Origin of the sequence: Streptomyces sp. NPDC086080, from assembly GCF_044540255.1 — a bacterium.
Taxonomy (GTDB): Bacteria; Actinomycetota; Actinomycetes; order Streptomycetales; family Streptomycetaceae; genus Streptomyces.
This window is the reverse complement of the sequence record NZ_JBITRU010000005.1, coordinates 269747-287534: the sequence shown is the minus strand read 5'-3', so window position 1 is coordinate 287534 and position 17788 is coordinate 269747. Positions and strand designations below refer to the sequence as shown.

At 69.0% G+C, this 17788-nt stretch carries 22 protein-coding genes and 1 pseudogene; 11 read left to right on the top strand and 12 right to left on the bottom strand.

The window, feature by feature from the left end; all coding sequences use genetic code 11:
• Nucleotides 1–142: 142 nt before the first annotated feature.
• A complete protein-coding gene (locus tag ACIF9R_RS09180; RefSeq protein WP_399976428.1) occupies nt 143–463 on the top strand; it encodes a hypothetical protein in 321 nt (106 codons plus the stop codon).
• 334 nt (nt 464–797) lie between these two features.
• Here the strand turns inward: ACIF9R_RS09180 and ACIF9R_RS09175 are convergent, their stop codons facing one another.
• Complete coding sequence (locus ACIF9R_RS09175) at nt 798–1445, bottom strand: GlxA family transcriptional regulator (protein WP_399976424.1); 648 nt, start codon at nt 1443–1445, stop codon at nt 798–800.
• A gap of 45 nt (nt 1446–1490) precedes the next feature.
• Nucleotides 1491–1790 carry a hypothetical protein gene (locus tag ACIF9R_RS09170; RefSeq protein ID WP_399976421.1) on the bottom strand — a complete coding sequence of 100 codons (300 nt, stop codon included), beginning with the start codon at nt 1788–1790 and terminating at the stop codon, nt 1491–1493.
• A 102-nt stretch (nt 1791–1892) separates the two neighbouring features.
• Here ACIF9R_RS09170 and ACIF9R_RS09165 point away from each other — a divergent pair, with 102 nt between their 5' ends.
• Nucleotides 1893–2210, top strand: a complete 318-nt coding sequence (locus ACIF9R_RS09165; protein WP_399976419.1) for a putative quinol monooxygenase — start codon at nt 1893–1895, stop codon at nt 2208–2210.
• A gap of 123 nt (nt 2211–2333) precedes the next feature.
• On the opposite strand, the gene ACIF9R_RS09160 is transcribed toward ACIF9R_RS09165, so the two are convergent.
• Complete coding sequence (locus tag ACIF9R_RS09160) at nt 2334–2519, bottom strand: hypothetical protein (protein ID WP_399976416.1); 186 nt, start codon at nt 2517–2519, stop codon at nt 2334–2336.
• Between the two features lie 200 nt (nt 2520–2719).
• Between ACIF9R_RS09160 and ACIF9R_RS09155 the strand changes: the two genes are divergently transcribed.
• The gene (locus tag ACIF9R_RS09155) at nt 2720–3580 is read left to right on the top strand and encodes a helix-turn-helix transcriptional regulator (RefSeq protein WP_399976413.1); all 861 of its coding nucleotides are present in this window, start codon (nt 2720–2722) and stop codon (nt 3578–3580) included.
• A 126-nt stretch (nt 3581–3706) separates the two neighbouring features.
• Here the strand turns inward: ACIF9R_RS09155 and ACIF9R_RS09150 are convergent, their stop codons facing one another.
• Nucleotides 3707–4300, bottom strand: a complete 594-nt coding sequence (locus ACIF9R_RS09150) for a TetR/AcrR family transcriptional regulator (protein ID WP_399976410.1) — start codon at nt 4298–4300, stop codon at nt 3707–3709.
• A gap of 91 nt (nt 4301–4391) precedes the next feature.
• Between ACIF9R_RS09150 and ACIF9R_RS09145 the strand changes: the two genes are divergently transcribed.
• From ACIF9R_RS09145 to ACIF9R_RS09125, 5 genes and pseudogenes are all read left to right on the top strand, one after another.
• Nucleotides 4392–5069 carry a nitroreductase family protein gene (locus ACIF9R_RS09145; RefSeq protein ID WP_399976407.1) on the top strand — a complete coding sequence of 226 codons (678 nt, stop codon included), beginning with the start codon at nt 4392–4394 and terminating at the stop codon, nt 5067–5069.
• 343 nt (nt 5070–5412) lie between these two features.
• On the top strand, nt 5413–6276 hold the full coding sequence (locus ACIF9R_RS09140; RefSeq protein WP_399976405.1) for an SDR family oxidoreductase: 864 nt from the start codon (nt 5413–5415) through the stop codon (nt 6274–6276).
• A gap of 28 nt (nt 6277–6304) precedes the next feature.
• Nucleotides 6305–6749 (top strand): annotated as a pseudogene (locus ACIF9R_RS09135) (DJ-1/PfpI family protein); the annotation flags it as partial.
• Between the two features lie 23 nt (nt 6750–6772).
• The gene (locus ACIF9R_RS09130) at nt 6773–6970 is read left to right on the top strand and encodes an aldehyde dehydrogenase family protein (protein WP_399976664.1); all 198 of its coding nucleotides are present in this window, start codon (nt 6773–6775) and stop codon (nt 6968–6970) included.
• The gene (locus ACIF9R_RS09125) at nt 6967–8325 is read left to right on the top strand and encodes an adenylosuccinate lyase family protein (protein ID WP_399976402.1); all 1359 of its coding nucleotides are present in this window, start codon (nt 6967–6969) and stop codon (nt 8323–8325) included. The genes ACIF9R_RS09130 and ACIF9R_RS09125 overlap by 4 nt, the downstream gene beginning before the upstream one ends.
• A 229-nt stretch (nt 8326–8554) precedes the next feature.
• Here the strand turns inward: ACIF9R_RS09125 and ACIF9R_RS09120 are convergent, their stop codons facing one another.
• The 4 genes from ACIF9R_RS09120 to ACIF9R_RS09105 form a co-directional block, all read right to left on the bottom strand.
• Nucleotides 8555–9154, bottom strand: a complete 600-nt coding sequence (locus ACIF9R_RS09120) for a hypothetical protein (protein ID WP_399976399.1) — start codon at nt 9152–9154, stop codon at nt 8555–8557.
• A gap of 513 nt (nt 9155–9667) precedes the next feature.
• Nucleotides 9668–10027, bottom strand: a complete 360-nt coding sequence (locus tag ACIF9R_RS09115; protein WP_399976397.1) for a zinc ribbon domain-containing protein YjdM — start codon at nt 10025–10027, stop codon at nt 9668–9670.
• Nucleotides 10028–10237: 210 nt separating this feature from the next.
• Nucleotides 10238–10648: a hypothetical protein gene (locus ACIF9R_RS09110; RefSeq protein WP_399976394.1), complete on the bottom strand. Its 411-nt coding sequence runs from the start codon at nt 10646–10648 to the stop codon at nt 10238–10240.
• Nucleotides 10649–10728: 80 nt separating this feature from the next.
• Entirely contained in the window at nt 10729–11370 is a 642-nt protein-coding gene (locus ACIF9R_RS09105; RefSeq protein WP_399976392.1) for a TNT domain-containing protein, read from the bottom strand.
• A gap of 821 nt (nt 11371–12191) precedes the next feature.
• Here ACIF9R_RS09105 and ACIF9R_RS09100 point away from each other — a divergent pair.
• Nucleotides 12192–13094 carry a proline iminopeptidase-family hydrolase gene (locus ACIF9R_RS09100; protein WP_399976661.1) on the top strand — a complete coding sequence of 301 codons (903 nt, stop codon included), beginning with the start codon at nt 12192–12194 and terminating at the stop codon, nt 13092–13094.
• A 256-nt stretch (nt 13095–13350) separates the two neighbouring features.
• Here the strand turns inward: ACIF9R_RS09100 and ACIF9R_RS09095 are convergent, their stop codons facing one another.
• Together ACIF9R_RS09095 and ACIF9R_RS09090 are read right to left on the bottom strand one after the other, a co-directional pair.
• Complete coding sequence (locus tag ACIF9R_RS09095; protein WP_399976389.1) at nt 13351–14022, bottom strand: enoyl-CoA hydratase-related protein; 672 nt, start codon at nt 14020–14022, stop codon at nt 13351–13353.
• A 115-nt stretch (nt 14023–14137) separates the two neighbouring features.
• Entirely contained in the window at nt 14138–15259 is a 1122-nt protein-coding gene (locus ACIF9R_RS09090; RefSeq protein ID WP_399976387.1) for a Clp protease N-terminal domain-containing protein, read from the bottom strand.
• Nucleotides 15260–15742: 483 nt separating this feature from the next.
• On the opposite strand from ACIF9R_RS09090, the gene ACIF9R_RS09085 reads away from it, so the two are divergent.
• A complete protein-coding gene (locus ACIF9R_RS09085; protein ID WP_004986771.1) occupies nt 15743–15946 on the top strand; it encodes a cold-shock protein in 204 nt (67 codons plus the stop codon).
• Nucleotides 15947–16166: 220 nt separating this feature from the next.
• Complete coding sequence (locus tag ACIF9R_RS09080; protein ID WP_399976384.1) at nt 16167–16469, top strand: CBS domain-containing protein; 303 nt, start codon at nt 16167–16169, stop codon at nt 16467–16469.
• Here the strand turns inward: ACIF9R_RS09080 and ACIF9R_RS09075 are convergent.
• Together ACIF9R_RS09075 and ACIF9R_RS09070 are read right to left on the bottom strand one after the other, a co-directional pair.
• Nucleotides 16454–16813, bottom strand: a complete 360-nt coding sequence (locus ACIF9R_RS09075; RefSeq protein ID WP_399976381.1) for a hypothetical protein — start codon at nt 16811–16813, stop codon at nt 16454–16456. The genes ACIF9R_RS09080 and ACIF9R_RS09075 overlap by 16 nt on opposite strands.
• Before the next feature lie 177 nt (nt 16814–16990).
• Nucleotides 16991–17329: a MerR family transcriptional regulator gene (locus ACIF9R_RS09070; protein ID WP_399976658.1), complete on the bottom strand. Its 339-nt coding sequence runs from the start codon at nt 17327–17329 to the stop codon at nt 16991–16993.
• Nucleotides 17330–17788 lie beyond the last annotated feature (459 nt).

Here is a 17788-nt window from a genome sequence, read left to right as displayed (position 1 = left end):
CGTGGATGCATCGAATCCTGCCGGGGGAACAGAGAAACACCAGGTCAGGAGCCCTTCCGTCCAGCGGACGGGAGGGCTCCTGCGCTTGCAGCACACATATGGCACACATGCCGTGCGCGCCGGTGGTGGGGAGCTGTGCAGGATGCCCGTCAAGGATGAGCCGGCCCGGCGCCGGTACGAAAAGCTGGTCGAGCGGCTTGAGTCGCTGATGCGGGCCGCGCTCAAGCCCGAGTACCAGGGCTGCTACGGGCAGCTGATCCTGAGCGGCGACGATCTCGCGAAGCTGGGCGAACTCAAGGACGTCCGGCATGCCGCTAGGGAGGCGGGGCGTCGTCTCGGCTGGAAGACAGTTCCCCGTCTCGTCGGTGAGCGTCCGCCTACGATCCGTCGCCATACGGGGAGCACCATCGGATCGCGGGGAGGGAGCGGGGTTGTCCGAGCTGAGCACCCCGATCGCGACTGACCGGCACCTGCTGTGACCCAGCCCAGCCCAGGGGCTGCGCTCGGTGACAACCACACGACGTCCGGCCCTTCTGCCCGCCACGGACAGAGCACAGCAGGCGGAAGGGCCGGGCTGTACCCGCTGCTGCGCTCACGCCGTCTTGTGACCGCACCGCCGACCGGGGATCGGCGCCGCGCCCGTGCCGGGCACCAGCGGCACACGGGTCTGCGCTCCCGCGCAGGACCGCCCCCGGGGTACGTCGTGGTGCGGGCCCGGGGCCGCTGTTCGGGAACCGCCGCGTCGGTGAGGCAACTTGTCCGGCGCGAGGGCGGGGAGAGCCCGGTGGGGCCGCGTCCTACTCCCCCGGCCGGGCCGTTGGCCGGGGGCGGCGGAGTTGGCCCGGGCTGGTGTGGTGGCGGCGCAGCAGGGTGGTCAGCGTGGTGGCGTTGCTGTAGCCGACGCGGCGCGCCACGGCCTCGGTGGACAGGTCGGTGGTGCGCAGCAGGTGCATGGCCTGCTCCAGGCGGATCTCCTGCGCGAACTGCACGGGCGAGATGCCGAGCGTCCGGTCGCAGGCGCGTTGCAGTGTCCGCTCGCTGCTGCCCAGGGCGCGTGCGGTGTCGGCGATGCTCAGGGGCTGGTCGAGTTGGGCGCGCAGACGGCGTTCGAAGGCGTCGACGAGCGGGTCCGCGCGGGACAGATGGCTGGGGATGGCGTACGTGGACTGGGTGGGGCGGGGGTCGATCACCAGATAGCGCGCGGTGAGTTCGGCCAGCGCGGGGCTGCGGCGTCCGATGAGATCGAGTGCGAGGTCGAGGTGCGCGAAGGCGGCTCCTGCCGTGGTGATTCCGTCCGCGTGGGCGAGCATGCGGGTCTCGTCCAAGTGCACCTGCGGATAGCGGCGGCGGAAGTGCGGTGCCAGCCACCAACTCGTCGTGGCCTGGAGGCCGTTGAGGACGCCGCTCTCGGCGAGCAGGAAGGTCGCCGTGCAAGCGGCGGCCATGGGCACGCCGTCCGCGCGGCAGCGGTGCAACAGGTCGCGCGCGGGCTACTGTTCGTCGGCCGTCGCCCATGCCAGCAGGGGTTCCGGCTGCTTGTGGGTGCTGCCTGGCACCACCAGTACGTCGGGCCGGCCGCGAGCACCGGACAGATCGGCCGGTGTCGTCTCGACGACGAAGCCCGAGCCCGTGCGTACGGGCGTGTCGCGGACGCCGACAAGGCTGATCTCCCAGGGCGGCGGGGGCTGCGGCAGTTCACCGCGCAGTTCGTTGGCCGACTGCAGCACGTCCAGCACGGACGTGAGTCCCGAGTCGAACACGCCGTCCAGGACCAGCACTTCCACGTTCATGACGGAAACGGTAGCGGATCTGTCGGATCCGCCTCTGGGGAGCGCGTCCCGGACTGCCTAGGTTGGACTCACATCCCCGACACACCAAGGAGCACCATTCCCATGCGTCTCTCCCTCGGCCTGCTGGCCCGCATCGAAGCCAAGCCCGAGCACGCCCAGGACGTCCACGACCTGCTCACCGGCGCGCTGTCCCTCGCGGAGGCGGAGGACGGCACCCTGACCTGGTTCGCTTTCCGCCTGGGTCCCACCACGTTCGGCATCTTCGACGCCTTCGGCACCGACGAGGCCCGGCGCGCCCACCTCGACGGCGAGATCGCACAGGCGCTCCTCGGGGAGGGTGCCCGTCTGCTCGCGGAGGCGCCCGACATCCGGCCGGTGGACGTCCTCGCCGCGAAGCTCCCGACGACCGAACGCGTCTGACGGCAACGGGCTGCCCGCGCAGCCGCCTTCACTCCGCGGCCCGAAACGGCTGGGTGCGGCCCCGAGTACCGGGGCCGCAGCCCGTCGGCCTGGGCCCGCGCTACCAGCTGGGCGACCAGCTCGTCATCCATACCGGCTGCCAGCTCTTCTGCCCGGCCCGTCGCGGCCGGGGGCGGCGAAGTGCTCCAGGTGGTGTGTGACCGTGTCGAGCCGTTCGGCCGGGAAGGAGACGGAGCGCACCCCGGCCGCGGATTTCGGCGCCTTGTCGAAGAGCCGGCTGTCCTGGAACTCGGCCTGAGCACGGCGCACGATGACGGTCAGCCCTTCCAGCCGCAGGGCCGCCAGCTCCCAGGATGTGCAGCCGCATCACCGACTCGTTCCGCTCGCGGGTGCGGTCGGCAAGTTTGCGGTGCCGCAGCCGCGTGGTGCCGGCGTGGTCCGGGGAGGCAGGTACTCGCAGTACCACCCGGCGCCCGTCGCAGCCTGCGCCGTTGCTTCACACTGGACGCATGGACCGTAGCAGCGAGATGGCCGACTTCCTGCGTTCGCGCCGTGCTCGGATCTCACCCGACCAGGCAGGGCTCGGGAATGACGGCCGCATCCGCCGGGTGCCCGGGCTGCGCCGCGATGAGGTCGCTCGCCTGGCCGGAATGAGCACCGAGTACTACACCCGCCTCGAGCAGGGCCGCGCCGGAACCCCATCCCCCGAAGTGGTCGAAGCGCTCGCACGCGCCCTGCGATTCGACGCCGCCGAGCGCGAACACTTCACCGACCTGCTCGCACGCCCCACACCCACCCGCCGCACCCCGGCCGGTCCACAACGCGTTCGCCCAGGCCTGCACCTCCTGCTCCAGACCCTGGGGCACGTCCCCGCCTTCATCATCGGCCGACGCACCGACATCCTCGCTGCCAACCGCCTGGCCTGCGAAGTCCTCACCGACTTCGACGCCCTCCCTGCCACACAGCGCAACCTCGCCCGCTTCTATCTCCTGGAGCCCGAGGCAAGGGACCGCGTCCGCGACTGGGAACAGATCGCCGGCGAAACCGTCGCCATGCTCCGCCTCGAAGCCGGTCGCCACCCACACGACCGGAGGCTCGCCGACTTCGTCGGCGAACTCACCCTGCGCTGCCCCGAATTCACCACCTGGTGGAACGACCACCGCGTCCTGCGACGCACCCACGGCACCAAGCACTACCACCACCCCGTAGTGGGCGACCTCCACTTCGCCTACGAATGCCTCCAGGCACCCGGCGACACCGACCAGACCCTCTGCGTCTACAACCCCCGACCTGAGACTTCCACCGCCGAAGCGCTGCGACTGCTGAGCAGTTGGACCGCCCCCCAAGCTCCCACCACGAACCCGACCTGAGCCGGACCACGGCCCACTCCCCGTCCGTCATGGCCGTCATATCCGTCATATCTGTCGGGTCGCGCGGCCGCCGTGGCAGATGCTCATTCCCGTGGTCACCTGACACCGCGGGAACGACAGCCGTGCCTACGCGTCGCCGGGGCGGCGTGGCGCGTGGTCGAGAAGGGTCTCGGCGGCTGCGCGGGCGTGCCGGCCGTAGTCGGGGTCGTTCAGGACCATGGCGCGGCTGACGGCGCCGTCGGCGAGGGTGACGAGTTGCTCGGCGAGCGACTCCGGGTCGTCGATGCCGAGCTCGGCCACGAGACCGGTCACCAGGGTGAGCATGAGCATCTTCTGCTCGCGGGCGAAGGCGTGCACCCGGTCGGCGGGGTCCGGGTGCTCGGTTGCGGCGTGGATGAACGGGCAGCCATGGACGACACCGTCCGGCCACCGCTGCAGGGTGAACATCGCGAGAATCCTGTCCCTGGGCGGGACATCGGTGCGCGTCAGGGTCTCGAACAGGGTGTGGCCCGATCCGAGGACGTGCTCGAGCTGTGCGAGGACCAGATCCTCCTTCGTGGGGAAGTGCGCGTAGAGGGTCCGTTTGGAGACGGGGGCCTCGGCGGCGATGTCCTCCATCGTGGTCGCTGCGATACCGCGCCGGGCGAACAGGCTGATCGCGGCGGTCAGTACCCGTTCACGGCCACCTCGCCCGGCCCGGCGCACCGGTTCTGCGCTCATGCCTTCAAGTATACGCCAGCGTTTACGTGGCGAGCCGGGTCCGCTACAGTCATTCAAGTAAACGCAATCGTGTACTTAAGGAGTGGCACCGATGACGATCGAGATCGCCGAGGCCGTGGGGCAGCTGATCCGGGATCGGCGCGCCACGAGGGCGTTCCTGCCGGACCCCGTCCCGCCGGAGACGATCGAGACCGTCTTCGGCCTGGCCGGTTCTGCTCCGTCGAACGCCAACGCGCAGCCCTGGCAGGTCGAGGTGGTCAGTGGTACCGCGCGGGACAAGCTCGCCGACGCACTGGTGGCCGCCCACCAAGCCGGTCGGCGGACGCTGGACATCCCCTACGACGAGAGCATCTACTCACCGGTGCACCAGCGCCGCCGAGCCGCTTTCGGCACCGCGGTCTACAACGCTCTCGGCATCGGCCGCGGTGACGAGGACCTGCGCACCGACTACGACCTCAAGAGCCTCAGCTTCTACGACGCACCGCACGTCGCGCTGCTGTACGCGCCGGAGTCGGCGAACCCGAGGCTGACCGCGGATGTCGGCATGTACGCGCAGACACTGCTGCTTGCCCTGGCGGCCCACGGCGTGGCGAGCTGCCCCCAGGGGGTGCTGAGCTTCTACAGCAAAACCATCCGCGACACGCTCGGCGTCACCGGCGGGAAGCTGCTGCTGGGTATCTCGTTCGGTTACGCCGACCCCGACGCCCCGATCAACGCCGTCAACGTCGGCCGTGAGCCCATGCTGGAGACGACGCGCTTCCACCGCTGAACGCCAGGCTCACTCCGTCTGCGCCCGGTCGGCATCGGGTTGCAGCAGCGGCCGGATCTTCTGGGCGCCTTCAACGAGCGTCCGCCCCGCGAGGGGACGACCTGAGCACGGGCTCTTCTCAGAAGGTCAGCGAATTCTCGTTGAGCGTCACACAGGCCGGTGTCAATGATGCTCAACGCTCAAAGCTGGCCCTACCCGTACTGGTTTCCTCCATACACGGTTTTGCAGGGCACGGTATTCGGCTCCGCGTGCCCGAATCACGGGCCAGTCTGGATACGTGCCCGGCAGGCGTTTTCTGCCGGCCACGCATTCCATTCCGCTGACCGTGCAAAGGAAATCGATCATGACTTTTCCCACTGACCGATCCGCCATCTGGTTCGTGACCGGTACCTCTCGTGGCCTGGGGCTGCACCTGGTCCGGCAACTGCTGGAGCGTGGCGACAGTGTCGCGGCGACGACGCGTTCGTCCGAACGACTGCTCGCGGCGCTCGGTGAGGGGGTCGACACCTCGCGTCTTCTGCCGCTGACGGTGGATCTGCGTGATGAGGCGCAGGTGCAGCGGGCAGTGGTGAGGACCACCGAGCATTTCGGTGGTCTGGATGTCGTGGTGAACAACGCGGGCTACGGCTTCCTGGCCGCGGTGGAGGAGACCACCGACCGTGATGTGCGGAACATGCTGGATGTGCAGGTCGCGGGAGTGTGGAACGTGCTTCGTGCCACGCTGCCCATCCTGCGTGAGCAGCGCAGCGGGCATGTGGTGAACGTGTCGTCGGTTCTGGGGCTGGTCTCGGTCCCGGGCTGGGCGCTGTACTGCGCGGGCAAGTACGCGTTGGAGGGCCTGAGTGAGGCCCTGGCCGCCGAGGTGGCGGACTTCGGGGTCGAGGTGACCGTCGTCGAGCCGGGCTACTTCCGTACCGACTTCCTCACCCAGGACTCCCTCGTACTGCCGGCCGCCACCACGGGGCACTACCCGAGCATCCGGGAGATGGTCGACAACCACCTGAAGCTGCAGGGCAGCCAGCCCGGCGACCCGGTCAGGGGTGCCGCGGCGATCATCGACCGGGTCGTGGCCGGCGAGGGTCCGCTGCGTCAGGTCCTCGGCTCGGACTCCCACGCCTATGCCACCTCCAAGGTGCGGGCGTTGCAGGCGAACCTGGACGCGACCGTGCAGTCCGCGCCCGCCACCGACTTTCCTGCCACCGCCTGACGACGCGCGCAGCTTGGAGGTATCGCTCATGAGCAAGGTCCTGATCGTCATGTCGGCCGCCGACGTCTGGGTGCGTACCGACGGTTCGCGCTACCCGACCGGGTACTGGGCCGAGGAAGTGGCCGCTCCGCACGAGAAGTTCGTCGAGGCCGGTTACACGGTCGACTTCGCCTCCCCGGGAGGTGTGCTGCAGCCGCTCGACCGGCACAGCGCCGACCCCGAGATCGCCGGTGAGGACTGCGCACGCCATGTGGCGCACGCCGAGAAGGCGCTGCGTGACTTCGGTCCGCTGCTCAGGCTCGACGAGGTCGACGACTACGTCGCGATCGTCCTGCCCGGCGGTCATGGTCCGGTCGTGGATCTCTTCGAAGACGCCGACCTCGGCCGCCTTCTCATCGGAGGCGGACAGGGCCGGCAAGCCCATCGGCGCGGTCTGCCACGGCCCGGCCGCCCTGCTCAGCGCCGTGGACGAGTGAGCGAGCGGCTCGAAACCGGCATGGTGGGTCTCAACCGAGGCTACGTGTCCGACCCCAGCGCCCCGTTCGGCGGCATGAAGCAGTCCGGGGTCGGCCGTGAAGGCGGCAACACCGGTATCGACGAGTATCTGGAACAGAAGTACATCGCCATCGACATGGCACCTCCCTCGGTACGGACCCCGCCCGGCACCCAGCAGGCGGTGGAGAACGTCCGATGAGCGGCAGCACCGTCTTCGACTCCCTGTTGTTCCGGGACATGTTCGGAACCCCCGAGATGCGTGCCGTCTTCAGCGATGAGACGTACGTGGAGACGGTCGTGCGGGTGGAAGTGGCACTGGCGCAGGCACAGGCCCGCGCCGGCGTCATCCCGCAGGCAGCCGCGGACGCCATCGCCACGCTCTGCGACCCCGCGCAGCTCGACCATGAGCAGCTGCGTCATGACACTGCCCATGTCGGGTATCCCATCCTCCCGATCGTCACCCAACTCGCCGCGCAGTGCGGGGATTCCGGCGGGTACCTGCACTGGGGTGCGACCACCCAGGACATCATGGACACCGCGACAGTCCTGCAGTGCGCCCAGGGCCTGGGAATGATCGCCGCCGGCCTCGACCGTCTCCGGGACGAGCTGCGGCAACTGGCCTCCACACACATCAACACCGTCACCGCCGGCCGCACTCACCTCCAGCACGCTCTGCCCGTCACTTTCGGATACCGCGTCGCCGTATGGCTCTCGGCACTGGACCGACACGCCGAGCGTCTCGCCGACGTGCGACGACGCGACCTGATGGTCCAATTCGGAGGAGCCGTCGGCACCCTGGCCTCTCTCGGACCAGGACCCGAAGCTCTGCGCATACGTGCTGAACTCGCCGTGGAACTCGGCTTGCGGGACCCCGACATCACCTGGCACGTGGCGCGGGACGGTCTGACGGAAATCGTCTGGCTCCTCGCTGCCATCGGCGCATCCGTCGGGAAGATCGGCATGGACGTCGCCCTGATGTGTTCGACCGAGTTCGGGGAACTGGCCGAGCCATACGTCACGGGGCGCGGCGCGAGCTCCACCATGCCGCAGAAGCGCAACCCCATCTCCAGTGAACTCATGGTCGCTGCCGCGAAACTTCTGCGGGACAAGTCCTCAGCCATGCTGGATGCGGCGATGCAGGACTTCGAACGCGCCACCGGTCCCTGGCACATCGAATGGGCCGTCATCCCAGAAGCGTTCCTGCTGCTGTCCTCCTCCCTCGCCCAGGCGACCCACACGGTGGCACACCTGGACGTCGACACTGCCCGCATGCGTGAAAACCTTGGCCTCAGTGGAGGGCAAATCCTCGCCGAGGCGGTCATGATGGCCCTCGTGCCCGACCTCGGCCGCCAACGGGCCCACCACATCGTCTACGAGGCCTGTGCCCGAGCCGCGGAAAGCGGCACCGACCTGGTCGATGAGCTGCTCAGGACCCCGGACGTCGTCGTGAGCCTCGGCGAAGACCGGATCCGGCAGCTGAGCGACCCTTCCGTTTATTTGGGCCATGCCCAGGCCATGACCCAGTCCGTCATTCATCGACGCGCGAGTAACTGATCAGCCTGCACGAGTGCGGCGGAGGGACGATCGCCGTACTCGTTCCCTCGGAGAGCCGGTGATACAGCAGGCTCGGACATGGCCGACCCGATCACATGCGGGACCAATTCGGCGCGAGAACGGTCCGTCGAGGATCCGCTGCGGCAGCCTGCCCCGCACCGTGAACACGTAGAGCCCGCCAGCAAGCTGGCGGGCTCCCGCAAAGGACCGAGGCTAACCTGACATCAGGTCAGATCGTCGGCGTCTCGTCGACGATCTCCTTGTGCGGTTCGACAATGAACCTCCAGCCATCGCTGGGCTCCATGAAGCGCACTCGGGTCGGGTAGATGTCCAAGGCGCGGCGGTCACGGTTCTGGCTGTTCGCGTTCTTCCGCCCCCGGGCCGGCTCCTCGAACAGGTCGACCTTGACGTCGGGCACCGTGACGACTTCCTCATTCCAGCGCTGGACGATCCCCGCGCCGAAGGCTTCCCGGGCGGCGGAGTAGAGCGCCTCCAGGGATTCCTTGTTCCCGTTGGGTACGAAGAGGGCGAGATTCAAGAGGACGCCTGCATTCTGAAGAACCTCGATCTCTTCCCCTGCCTTATCGGCAACCCAGATCCCAGGCTCCTCGGCGTCGTCCGGGAGAACACTGATCTCCTGACCGAATATCGTCCTCGCAGTGAAGGACCCTCCCTCAAAGTTCTTGCCCGGCTTCGTGAGGGAAGCCGGAGCATAGCAGTCGAGGGGAAGGCCTTCCATCTCTGCCGAAACGAAGATTTCGTCCCGGAGACTCAGCTCCGAAACCTCTTCGGCCGTAAGACGTCGAGCCGTGACCTTCTCGGTTTTCACGCCATTCCCCTTTTTTCGCGGCGTCCTGCGAATTCAATGAAACTCTATCATAAGAATGGTCACTCAACTGCCGTCCAATTCCCTCCGAGGGAACGGCAGAAGATTCCTCCCGCATCACCGGAAAAACCCGGCAAGCGTAGAGAAACGATGCGAGATTCGAAAAGTGAACCACCCGCCCCCACGGAACTTCCGGCAACCGGGTCAGCCGTCGAGCGAAACGACGAGCAAGCCTGACCGAACGGGAAAAGCAGACAGCGGGCGCCTCTCTGTCAGGCATTGCGCTGCGCCTGCGCTCGCGCCGCGACGGGCCGGATCCCGGTCCCGGCGAGCGGCATGCGGACAGTCGCAGCCGAAGTGCTCACACCGTGGGACAGGCAGGTCATGCCCGCGGGCACGGCACGGGCGCGAACACGCGTCCCGCATCGCACACCGCGAGCTTTCCCGACGGCCGGGTGGACCTGTCGGAGGACGGGGAGGCAGCGGCGCTCGATGCCCTCCGTCGGCCACCGCCGATCAGCCCTTCTTCACGACGCCGGACTTGAGCTGCATCGCCCCGAATCCCTCGACCTTGCAGTCGATGTCATGCCCGTCGACGCCGTCGATCAGCCGGATGTTGCGCACCTTGGTGCCGGCCTTGATGCCCGTCGGGCTCCCCTTGACCTTGAGCGTCTTGACGACGACCACGGTGTCGCCGTCCTGCAGCACGTTTCCGACGGCGTCCTTCACGACGCGCTCCGCAGTGGCGGCACCCTCACTCTCCTCTCCACTCTCGGGGGCCCATTCGTGTGCGCACTCCGGGCACACGACAAGGGAATTCATCTCGTAGGTGTACTCACAGGAGCATTTCGGGCAGGGGGGAAGGTTGTCCATCATCTCGCGAGCGTATCCAGAGATCGGCGCGACCGGCGAACGAGCTCGGGGCGCTCCCCGCACAGGCGGCTGGGGGTTCCGTGATCGTCCACGGGAGAGCACATGCCCGGGGGAGCCGCGCTGCCGGTGTCCGACGCCGGCGGTCGGCGCCCGGGACCGGCCCCTCCGACGGTCATGGCGCCGCCGGTCCGCAGACACCCTGGGGTCACCGGCTCATGGCGTGGGCGGCGGCTCCGTAGGGCCGTCGACGGCGGCGTGACTCTCCTCGGCCCGGCGGCGGGCCTCGGCGAGGGCACGCTCGAACTCCTCACGGGCGCGCCGCTGGATGCCGTCGCGGTCGTGCAGCAGCGCTTCGATGTCCGCGGGCGTGGCCGTGACGGGCGGCGGTCCCTCGGCGGTCAGGCGTTCGTGGAGCCACCGGCACGCCCGGTCCTCGGCGGGGAACCGCTCCAGCACCTCGCGGGTGCCGCGCTCGTGGATCCCCACGACCCACTCGCCGTCGCGCTCTTCGAGGAAGTAGCGATCTCTGACCGGCCGGGGCCCATGGGTGCAGCCGGGGATCTCGTAATACGCCTCCGGGACCCCGGCCGCTCGAAGGGCCTGGCAGAGCTGCAGGCGGTCCATGAAGCCAGTCTTTCACCAGAGCGGGAGCCGGGTCGGGCGCCAGGTGAGAACCTCGCGCCGGGCCCTGCTCCTCCGCACCGTCACCGGGACTCGGCGGCCCGCACCCCGGCCGGCGGCTTCTGCTTCATCGGCTTGGTTTCCGTGTACGGGACCTTCACCCGCACGAGGGTGCCGTTGGAGACGAGTGTGCCCACGTTGGCGAAGGGGAGGCTCGGACAGACACTGGAGGACGTGACGTACTGAATGTCCCTACCCGGCTGCTCGAACGCCGGAGCGGCCGGTCCCGCGCACACGGTGACATCCTTCGCCACCCTGTACAGGTGGTAGTTGTACGGGTAGCGCGGATCCTCGGTGTTGAGGCTGGACGGCGGGATGGCCCGTCCCCCGTACTTCGTGCCCGCGGGAGAAAGGTACCGGCCGTTCTCGTTGCCGAACCTGTCGAGCGACTGTCCCGCGTGAAGCTCCAGCGGCGCCGCGATCGGTTGCTGGTTGCCGTCGAGCGCGAAGCCGTCGCGGGCCGGGTATTTCCAGTTGCCCTGCCCCGCGTCCGCGGTGCGGTCCCACCAAGTGCTGAGAAACTGCACGGCCGTGAGGCCCCCGAGCCGGTCGTAGCCCTTGACGATGTCCCCCAGCAGCCCGCGGTCCGGCAGCCGCTTGGGGCCGAGCCTCCAGTCACCGCAGAAGTAGAACGAGCGGTAGGACACCGGGATGGGGTACGGCACCAGTCCCTCGCACACACGTGGCGCCGGGTGGTTGGGTCCGTCCCCCGGTCGTCCGAGTGGTCCCGTCTTCCGGAGTGCGGCCGGGTCCGACCGGCCATGCGTGGGGGTCCCGCCCGGCCGCTCTCCTCGGCCGCGGGCGCGGCCGAGGCCGAGGCGACGGAGGCACCCACGACCAGGGAACCGGCCAGGCCGACCACGGCCGCGAAGCCGGCACACCTTGCTGACGATCTCAACACACCACCCATGTGGCGTGTATCCGACACCCACTGCCGAACATGTCCTGAAACATCTGGAAGAAGGCAGAACGACGAGATCACTAAAACCGTGGGGTCGGGCGAGAGCCAGCAGACGCGCCGGGCCTACGGCCGAACAGGGCCCGCACCGCAATGACCCGTCAGGCGGCAGCCGGTTCGCCCACGGCCCTGCCCCGGTCTCCTCCCCGGCCGGCGGCTGACAGCCCCACAGACCAGCACGGACCCGACCAGTGCCGGCCTGCACCCCCTGGGCCGGCCCGGCCGCCCGGACCCCGTGCTTCTGTCGACCCGCGCGAGCTTCCCCGTCTGCTGTCTATGGGTGAATCTGCACGAGAGGCGGCAAGAAGACCGGACGGCCCGTCAAAACTTTCTCCACGCCGATCCTGTGGCGTACTCACCGCGCGTCTGTCGACGTCACGAACTGCCGTCGCACCCGGCGTGAACCGGACGTCGGGTGCCCCGCCACCACACCGGCACCACCACCTACCCGATTCCGCCGCAATTTCGCCCGGGGAGCCGATCGTGCCGACGACGCGACCACTGCCGTCCGCAACCACGCAGGGGTGGATGGAGGGCCCGTACGGCCGTACCTGGTACCGGATCACCGGGAACCTCGATGTCTCGCGGGCGCGGGGACTCACCCCGCTGGTGGTACTGCACGGTGGTCCGGGCTTTCCGCACGACTACCTGCTGAACATCGCCCGGCTGGGGGAGACGGGTCGCGCCGTCGTCCACTACGACCAGCTGGGCTGCGGCCGCTCCACCCACCTGCCCGATGCCGACCCCGGTCTGTGGACCGTCGGCCTGTTCCTCGACGAACTCGACGCGCTGCTCGCTCATCTCGGGATCACCGGGGACCACACCGTGCTGGGACAGTCCTGGGGCGGCATGCTCGCCACGGAGCATGCGGTACGGAGACCCGCCGGGCTGCGCGCGATGGTCCTGGCGGACACGCCGGCGTCGATGCCGCTGTGGTGCAGCGGGGTGGCGCGGTTGCGCCGGGCGCTGCCCCGGGAGGTGCAGGAGGTCCTCGACCGCCATGAAGCGGCCGGCACCACCGGTTCACCGGAGTACGCGAAGGCCGCGCAGGCCTTCTACGATCGCCACCTGCTGCGGATCAAGCCGTATCCGACCGAAGTGGCTGCCAGTTTCGCCCAATGGGAGGAGGACCCCACCGTGTACCACACGATGATCGGTCCCAGTGAGTTCGACGTGACCGGCACCCTCCGTGACTGGTCGGCGGTGGACCGGCTGGCGTCGGTCGATGTGCCCGCGCTCGTTCTGCGCGGCGAACACGACGAGGCCACCGCCGAGTGCGTCGGGCCGTTCGTCGAGTGCGTCTCAGGTGCGCAGATGCGCGTGTTCCCGGAATCGAGCCACATGCCGCACATCGAGGAGGAGGAAGCGTTCCGTGACGCTGTCACAACCTTCCTCGCGAGGTACGACCTCGACGGAAGCAGTCCCCTGTGACGTTCCCTGTCGACAGCGGACTTGTCATCGGGCCCTCCACACCACTCTGACCTCAGAGGTTGCGGACCCGGTCGGCCACGGCGGGAGCTGGGGGGCGTGAGAGCCCGAGACAGCCGCGAGTGGAGCGACGAGGGAGGGCGGGGCGGACGTGCTCGGCTGCCCCGTGACCTCCGGCGGCTGCCCCTGCCCCGATCTCCGCAGCGGTGGTGCACGGCGGCGTCGGTGAACGGGACGTGGGGTGTCGGTGTGGGGGTGGTCAGCCGAGTGGGGCGGTGGTGTCGCGCAGGGTGGTCAGGGTCGGGGCGTACATGCGGGCCTTGATAGTGCCGAGGGTGTCGCCGGCCTTGCCGACCTGGGCCCGGGCGATCTCGATGGCGGTGGAGCGTACGGCTTCCTCGGGGACCGCCCGGTCGACGATGCCGGCGTCGGCCGCGTCGGTGCCTCCGTAGCGGCGGGCGGTCGTCATGGCCTCGTGCGCGGTCTGCGGTGCGAGCCGGGACTGGATGAGGGAGGCCATGCCGGGGGTGAAGGGGATGTTGATGTCCGCCTCGGGCAGGCACCAGTAGCCGCGGTCGGCGCGCATGACGCGGAAGTCCTGCGCGAGGGAGAACATCGCCCCGGCGGCGAACGTGTGGCCCTGCAGCGCGGCCACCGTGACGAGCGGCAGGGACAGCAGCCGCGCGAAGAGTTCGTGGACGGAGACGACGTAGTCGTGGTACGCGTCGGCGTTGGCCAACAGCCACTCCAGGTCGAGCCCGTTCGAGTAGAACTTGCCCGTGGCGGCAGTGACCAGGGCGCGGGGGCCCTCCGCCTTCTCCACCTCGTCGAGGGCGGCCCCGACCGCGGTGATCCAGTCGGGGTGGAAGCGGTTCTCGCCGTCCCCCAGGTCGAGGACGAAAACGTTCTCATGACGGTCGAGCGACGGCATGGTGGCTGTCTCCTTCGGCGAATGGTCTACTCGCCGGTAACTTATGCGGGCGGCCTGGACAGCGCAAGACATCCGCGCCCGCCCGCCCGGGCAGGCGGGCGGGCGAAGGGGGCCGTCAGTGGTCCGGGGTGGGGGCGAGTGACTCAATCAGTTGGCGGGCGCGGGTTTCCTCCTTCAGGAGGAGGTCGACGAGGGGGCCCGTGCCCGGGTCGGTCGTCGGGGTGTCGGCCGGGGCGTCCGCGGGCGGCCTGCCCGGGGAGGCGGCCTCGTCGAGGTACTGCTCGGCAGGGCGTGCGTCGGCTGTCAGGGGGACGCGGCCGGTGGTCAGCGCGCTGTGGACGGTGGCGTGGTCGAGGCCCATACGGGCCAGCCGCTCGCTGCCCGTGTAGCGGGTGTCGGGGGTGGGGGCGCTCTCGTCCTTCATGTGCGGGTACCGGAGCGCGACCTCGTGCGTGGCCAGGACCGCCAGCAGGATGTGCTCGGTGCCCACCGTGTCGTGGCCGAGACGGCGTGCCTGCTCATGGGTCTCCATGCTGACCCACCAGGCCGGGCGCGAGGCCCAGTTGACGCCTATGCGCTTGAGCAGCCACCGCTTCCAGAGGACTTTGTGGCGGTAGTGGCTGCGGCCGAGGAGGACGTCCCGGGTGGGGTGCAGCAGGGGGTCGAGGTCGCCCTCCTGGGGCGGGGTGTCGCCGTCGAGGAGCGACAGGACGGTCCGGGGAGAGACACCGCAGGCGGTCAGCAGTACCACCGCGCGGTTGGGCTCCCGCGTCCGCTTCCCGGTCTTCTCCTCCCCCGTGCTTTCCTCCGCCGCGTCCTCCTCCCCCGCGCTCTCCTCCAGCAGCGCCCGCAGCAGGTGCACCGCGCCGAACTTCTTCGCGCCCTCGCCCCACGCCTGCTCCATCGCCGAGGTCAGCGCCCTGGCCGCGGCGCCCGTGAAGCGGGTGCGGCGGTCGCCGTCCTCACCCAGGAGATCCCGGGAGGCGACGGTTTCGTCGGCGTCGTCGTCGCCCTCCCGCGTGACACCCCGTTCCCAGGCGTCCCGCAGCAGTGCCATCACGGCGGTCCTGGTCGCGCCTGCGTCCGCGAGCGCCTGGCGTGCGGCCCCCTTGGACGCGGTGATACCGGCCAGCAGGTGGTCGGTGCCGAGGACGTCCCCGTCGGCCGCCCCCGCCGCGCCTTTCGCGGATCCCATGATTCCCACGACGGTCCAGTCGGGCTCCTTGATGGCTTCCATGCTGCCTTCCTCGTGATCGCCGGTGCTGCCGTGCAGACTTCCCGACCCGGGCGGAGCAGCACATCGTCCGGGAGGCGTATCCGGATCTCCCCCTTCAGGGGTGTGCCGTGCCGGGCGGGCCGCACCACCAGGGGCGATGCCGCGCGGGAGTGCGCGCCCCGCGGGCTCCGTGCCGGGCGGACAGGGTGGTACGGCGCCCGAGGTCTTTTATCTGCACCCGCGAGGTCAGAGTTGTGCGCGAGGTGTCCACAGATTCATTACGGCGACGAGCGGAGCAGAATTGCGCAAAATACGCGGAGCGTCTCAGCGTGCTACTGTCGATCGCAGTTGCAGTTGTGGTTCCCGAAACTTCAAGCGCTCTTTCCGGCATGCGTACCGGAAAAGGCGCTTGTGCATTCCCGGTTTTCCGGCGGGGTGATCATCGCGGCGACACGGTGTCCGCACAGGGTGGATGCCGACGCACAGCCCCGAAGGAGATATGACATGGCTACTGGAACCGTGAAGTGGTTCAACGCGGAAAAGGGTTTCGGCTTCATCGAGCAGGACGGTGGCGGCGCTGACGTGTTCGCCCACTACTCGAACATCGCCGCCCAGGGTTTCCGCGAGCTCCTCGAGGGCCAGAAGGTGTCCTTCGACATCGCGCAGGGGCAGAAGGGCCCGACGGCCGAGAACATCGTTCCCGCCTGACCTGACGCGCACCACGTAGCTGGGGCCCGCATCCTTCGGGGTGCGGGCCCCAGCTGCTGCCGTTTTTCGCTCCGCTCGCTCCGCGCGTTCTACTCGCTCCGCGCGTTCTACTCGCTCTGCGCGTTCTACTTCTTCTTTCGATCTGTTTCACCCGGCCGGTGCGTGTCTCGCATTCCGTCCGGGCTTTTCGAAAACCGATCCACCCAGCGGGAGGCACTTCTTGTCCCTCATTCAGGCGTATTCCCGTCCGGCAGACACCTCCGCCCTCCACACGACGGCGGCCTGGCCCCGGGTCTGGCACGGCATGACCGTCGAGGTGGCGTTGTCCGTCATGGCCGCCGCCGGCACCGGTCACCTCGCCGTCTGTGACGAGGACGACCGGTGCACCGACGTGGTCACGCGGGTCCGGCTCACCGCCGTGCGGGACAGTCCCGCCTACACGGACCAGGTTCGCCTGGGCGACGTCGCGGACGACGCGCGGCGGCGGGCGGGCCGGGCGCGCGGCCGTCAGTGGTCGGAGTAGCTGAAATCACCCACGGTCCAGGCGCTGACGTCTTCGATCGCCACCCGGTACATCCCGCCGGTCTCCGGGATCCCCACCGTGCCCTGCAGGATGCGGGCGACGTGGAAGTGGAGATGTGTGGGTGGCCCCTCCCGTCTCACGGGGGCGTCGAAGACGGCGGAGAACCGGCTCAGCTGAGCCGAGCCTGTCAGCACCTCCGCCACTCGCTGGCGCCACACGGCTTCGGGGGCGAGGCGACCGGTGATGACAGCACCACCGGTAACCACGGTCAGGGACATCCGGCTGTTCTGCCCGGACTCCACCAGGGCAGCGATCTCGACGATCAGCTCGTCAGGCTTCACCATGAGGCCGAATTCTATGCACCGGCCCGTCCGGGGTGACATGCGCGGTCCCCTACCGGCCGGAAACCGTACGGGTGGCCCATGCCGTCGGCGCGGCCGCACCGGGCCGGAGCGCGGTGCCCGGCCTGGTCCGCTGTCGGCTCGGCCCGCGCAGGGCCGGCGTTCACTGCGAGGTTCGGGTCAGGCGTCCGCCTTGTGGCCGGAGCCGAGTTCACTGCGGCGCAGTTCGTCATTGATGCGCCGGGCCTCTTCCAGCTGATCTTCCAGAATGATGATGCGGCAGGCCGCCTCGATGGCGGTCCCCTGGTCGACCATCTCGCGGGCCCGGGCGGCGATCCGCAACTGATAGCGCGAGTAGCGGCGGTGGCCGCCCTCGGAACGCAGGGGCGTGATCAGCCGGGCCTCACCGAGTGCCCGCAGGAATGCGGGCGTGGTACCGAGCATCTCCGCTGCTCGGCCCATGGTGTAGGCGGGGTAGTCGTCGTCGTCGATGCGGTCGAGCGGTGTGTCTGCGGTCATCTGCACCTCTGTCGGGGTCATGCGTCGAGGGGCCTTGGTGCCGTACCGGCACCAAGGCCCCGAGGGATTTGTAACACCATCTGCCGGCTTACTGCACTGCCGGCCTTCTCTTTCCGCACCAGCCCCCGTCGAGGGGCGGAGAGTGCGGGGATCGCAGATGCGTGACCGTGGGACCACCTTCCGTTCCGGGGCCTGCGGTACCCGGGCAGACCGTTCTCGCCCGGGCCATCCTGATGGCGTCCGCCTCCTTCTCTCTTCGTTCTCCTGCGGTTCCTTCTTGGTACTGCCTTGGTACTGCGGATCCTGCGTGCGGGCAGTTCGTGTCTGCCGCGCCTTACGGACTTCTTGGCTACAGCAGACACAGTAGCCCTGTGATCAGAGGATGTCTATAGCGACGACAGCAGATTTCGGGCCGTACGGGTGAACGTTTCCCGTCGGCTCCTCCCTGGGCCGCGCCGG

Excerpts from the sequence above, each read along its gene's own strand:
- ACIF9R_RS09075 (WP_399976381.1), bottom strand. The coding sequence starts at position 16,813 with ATGGTGAAGCCTGACGAGCTGATCGTCGAGATCGCTGCCCTGGTGGAG.
- ACIF9R_RS09170 (WP_399976421.1), bottom strand. The coding sequence starts at position 1,790 with ATGAACGTGGAAGTGCTGGTCCTGGACGGCGTGTTCGACTCGGGACTC.
- ACIF9R_RS09130 (WP_399976664.1), top strand. The coding sequence starts at position 6,773 with ATGGTGGGTCTCAACCGAGGCTACGTGTCCGACCCCAGCGCCCCGTTC.
- ACIF9R_RS09125 (WP_399976402.1), top strand. The coding sequence starts at position 6,967 with ATGAGCGGCAGCACCGTCTTCGACTCCCTGTTGTTCCGGGACATGTTC.
- ACIF9R_RS09085 (WP_004986771.1), top strand. The coding sequence starts at position 15,743 with ATGGCTACTGGAACCGTGAAGTGGTTCAACGCGGAAAAGGGTTTCGGC.
- ACIF9R_RS09100 (WP_399976661.1), top strand. The coding sequence starts at position 12,192 with ATGGAGGGCCCGTACGGCCGTACCTGGTACCGGATCACCGGGAACCTC.
- ACIF9R_RS09070 (WP_399976658.1), bottom strand. The coding sequence starts at position 17,329 with ATGACCGCAGACACACCGCTCGACCGCATCGACGACGACGACTACCCC.
- ACIF9R_RS09140 (WP_399976405.1), top strand. The coding sequence starts at position 5,413 with ATGACTTTTCCCACTGACCGATCCGCCATCTGGTTCGTGACCGGTACC.
- ACIF9R_RS09175 (WP_399976424.1), bottom strand. The coding sequence starts at position 1,445 with ATGGCCGCCGCTTGCACGGCGACCTTCCTGCTCGCCGAGAGCGGCGTC.
- ACIF9R_RS09095 (WP_399976389.1), bottom strand. The coding sequence starts at position 14,022 with ATGCCGTCGCTCGACCGTCATGAGAACGTTTTCGTCCTCGACCTGGGG.
- ACIF9R_RS09180 (WP_399976428.1), top strand. The coding sequence starts at position 143 with ATGCCCGTCAAGGATGAGCCGGCCCGGCGCCGGTACGAAAAGCTGGTC.
- ACIF9R_RS09145 (WP_399976407.1), top strand. The coding sequence starts at position 4,392 with ATGACGATCGAGATCGCCGAGGCCGTGGGGCAGCTGATCCGGGATCGG.
- ACIF9R_RS09150 (WP_399976410.1), bottom strand. The coding sequence starts at position 4,300 with ATGAGCGCAGAACCGGTGCGCCGGGCCGGGCGAGGTGGCCGTGAACGG.
- ACIF9R_RS09115 (WP_399976397.1), bottom strand. The coding sequence starts at position 10,027 with ATGATGGACAACCTTCCCCCCTGCCCGAAATGCTCCTGTGAGTACACC.
- ACIF9R_RS09165 (WP_399976419.1), top strand. The coding sequence starts at position 1,893 with ATGCGTCTCTCCCTCGGCCTGCTGGCCCGCATCGAAGCCAAGCCCGAG.
- ACIF9R_RS09090 (WP_399976387.1), bottom strand. The coding sequence starts at position 15,259 with ATGGAAGCCATCAAGGAGCCCGACTGGACCGTCGTGGGAATCATGGGA.
- ACIF9R_RS09110 (WP_399976394.1), bottom strand. The coding sequence starts at position 10,648 with ATGGACCGCCTGCAGCTCTGCCAGGCCCTTCGAGCGGCCGGGGTCCCG.
- ACIF9R_RS09155 (WP_399976413.1), top strand. The coding sequence starts at position 2,720 with ATGGACCGTAGCAGCGAGATGGCCGACTTCCTGCGTTCGCGCCGTGCT.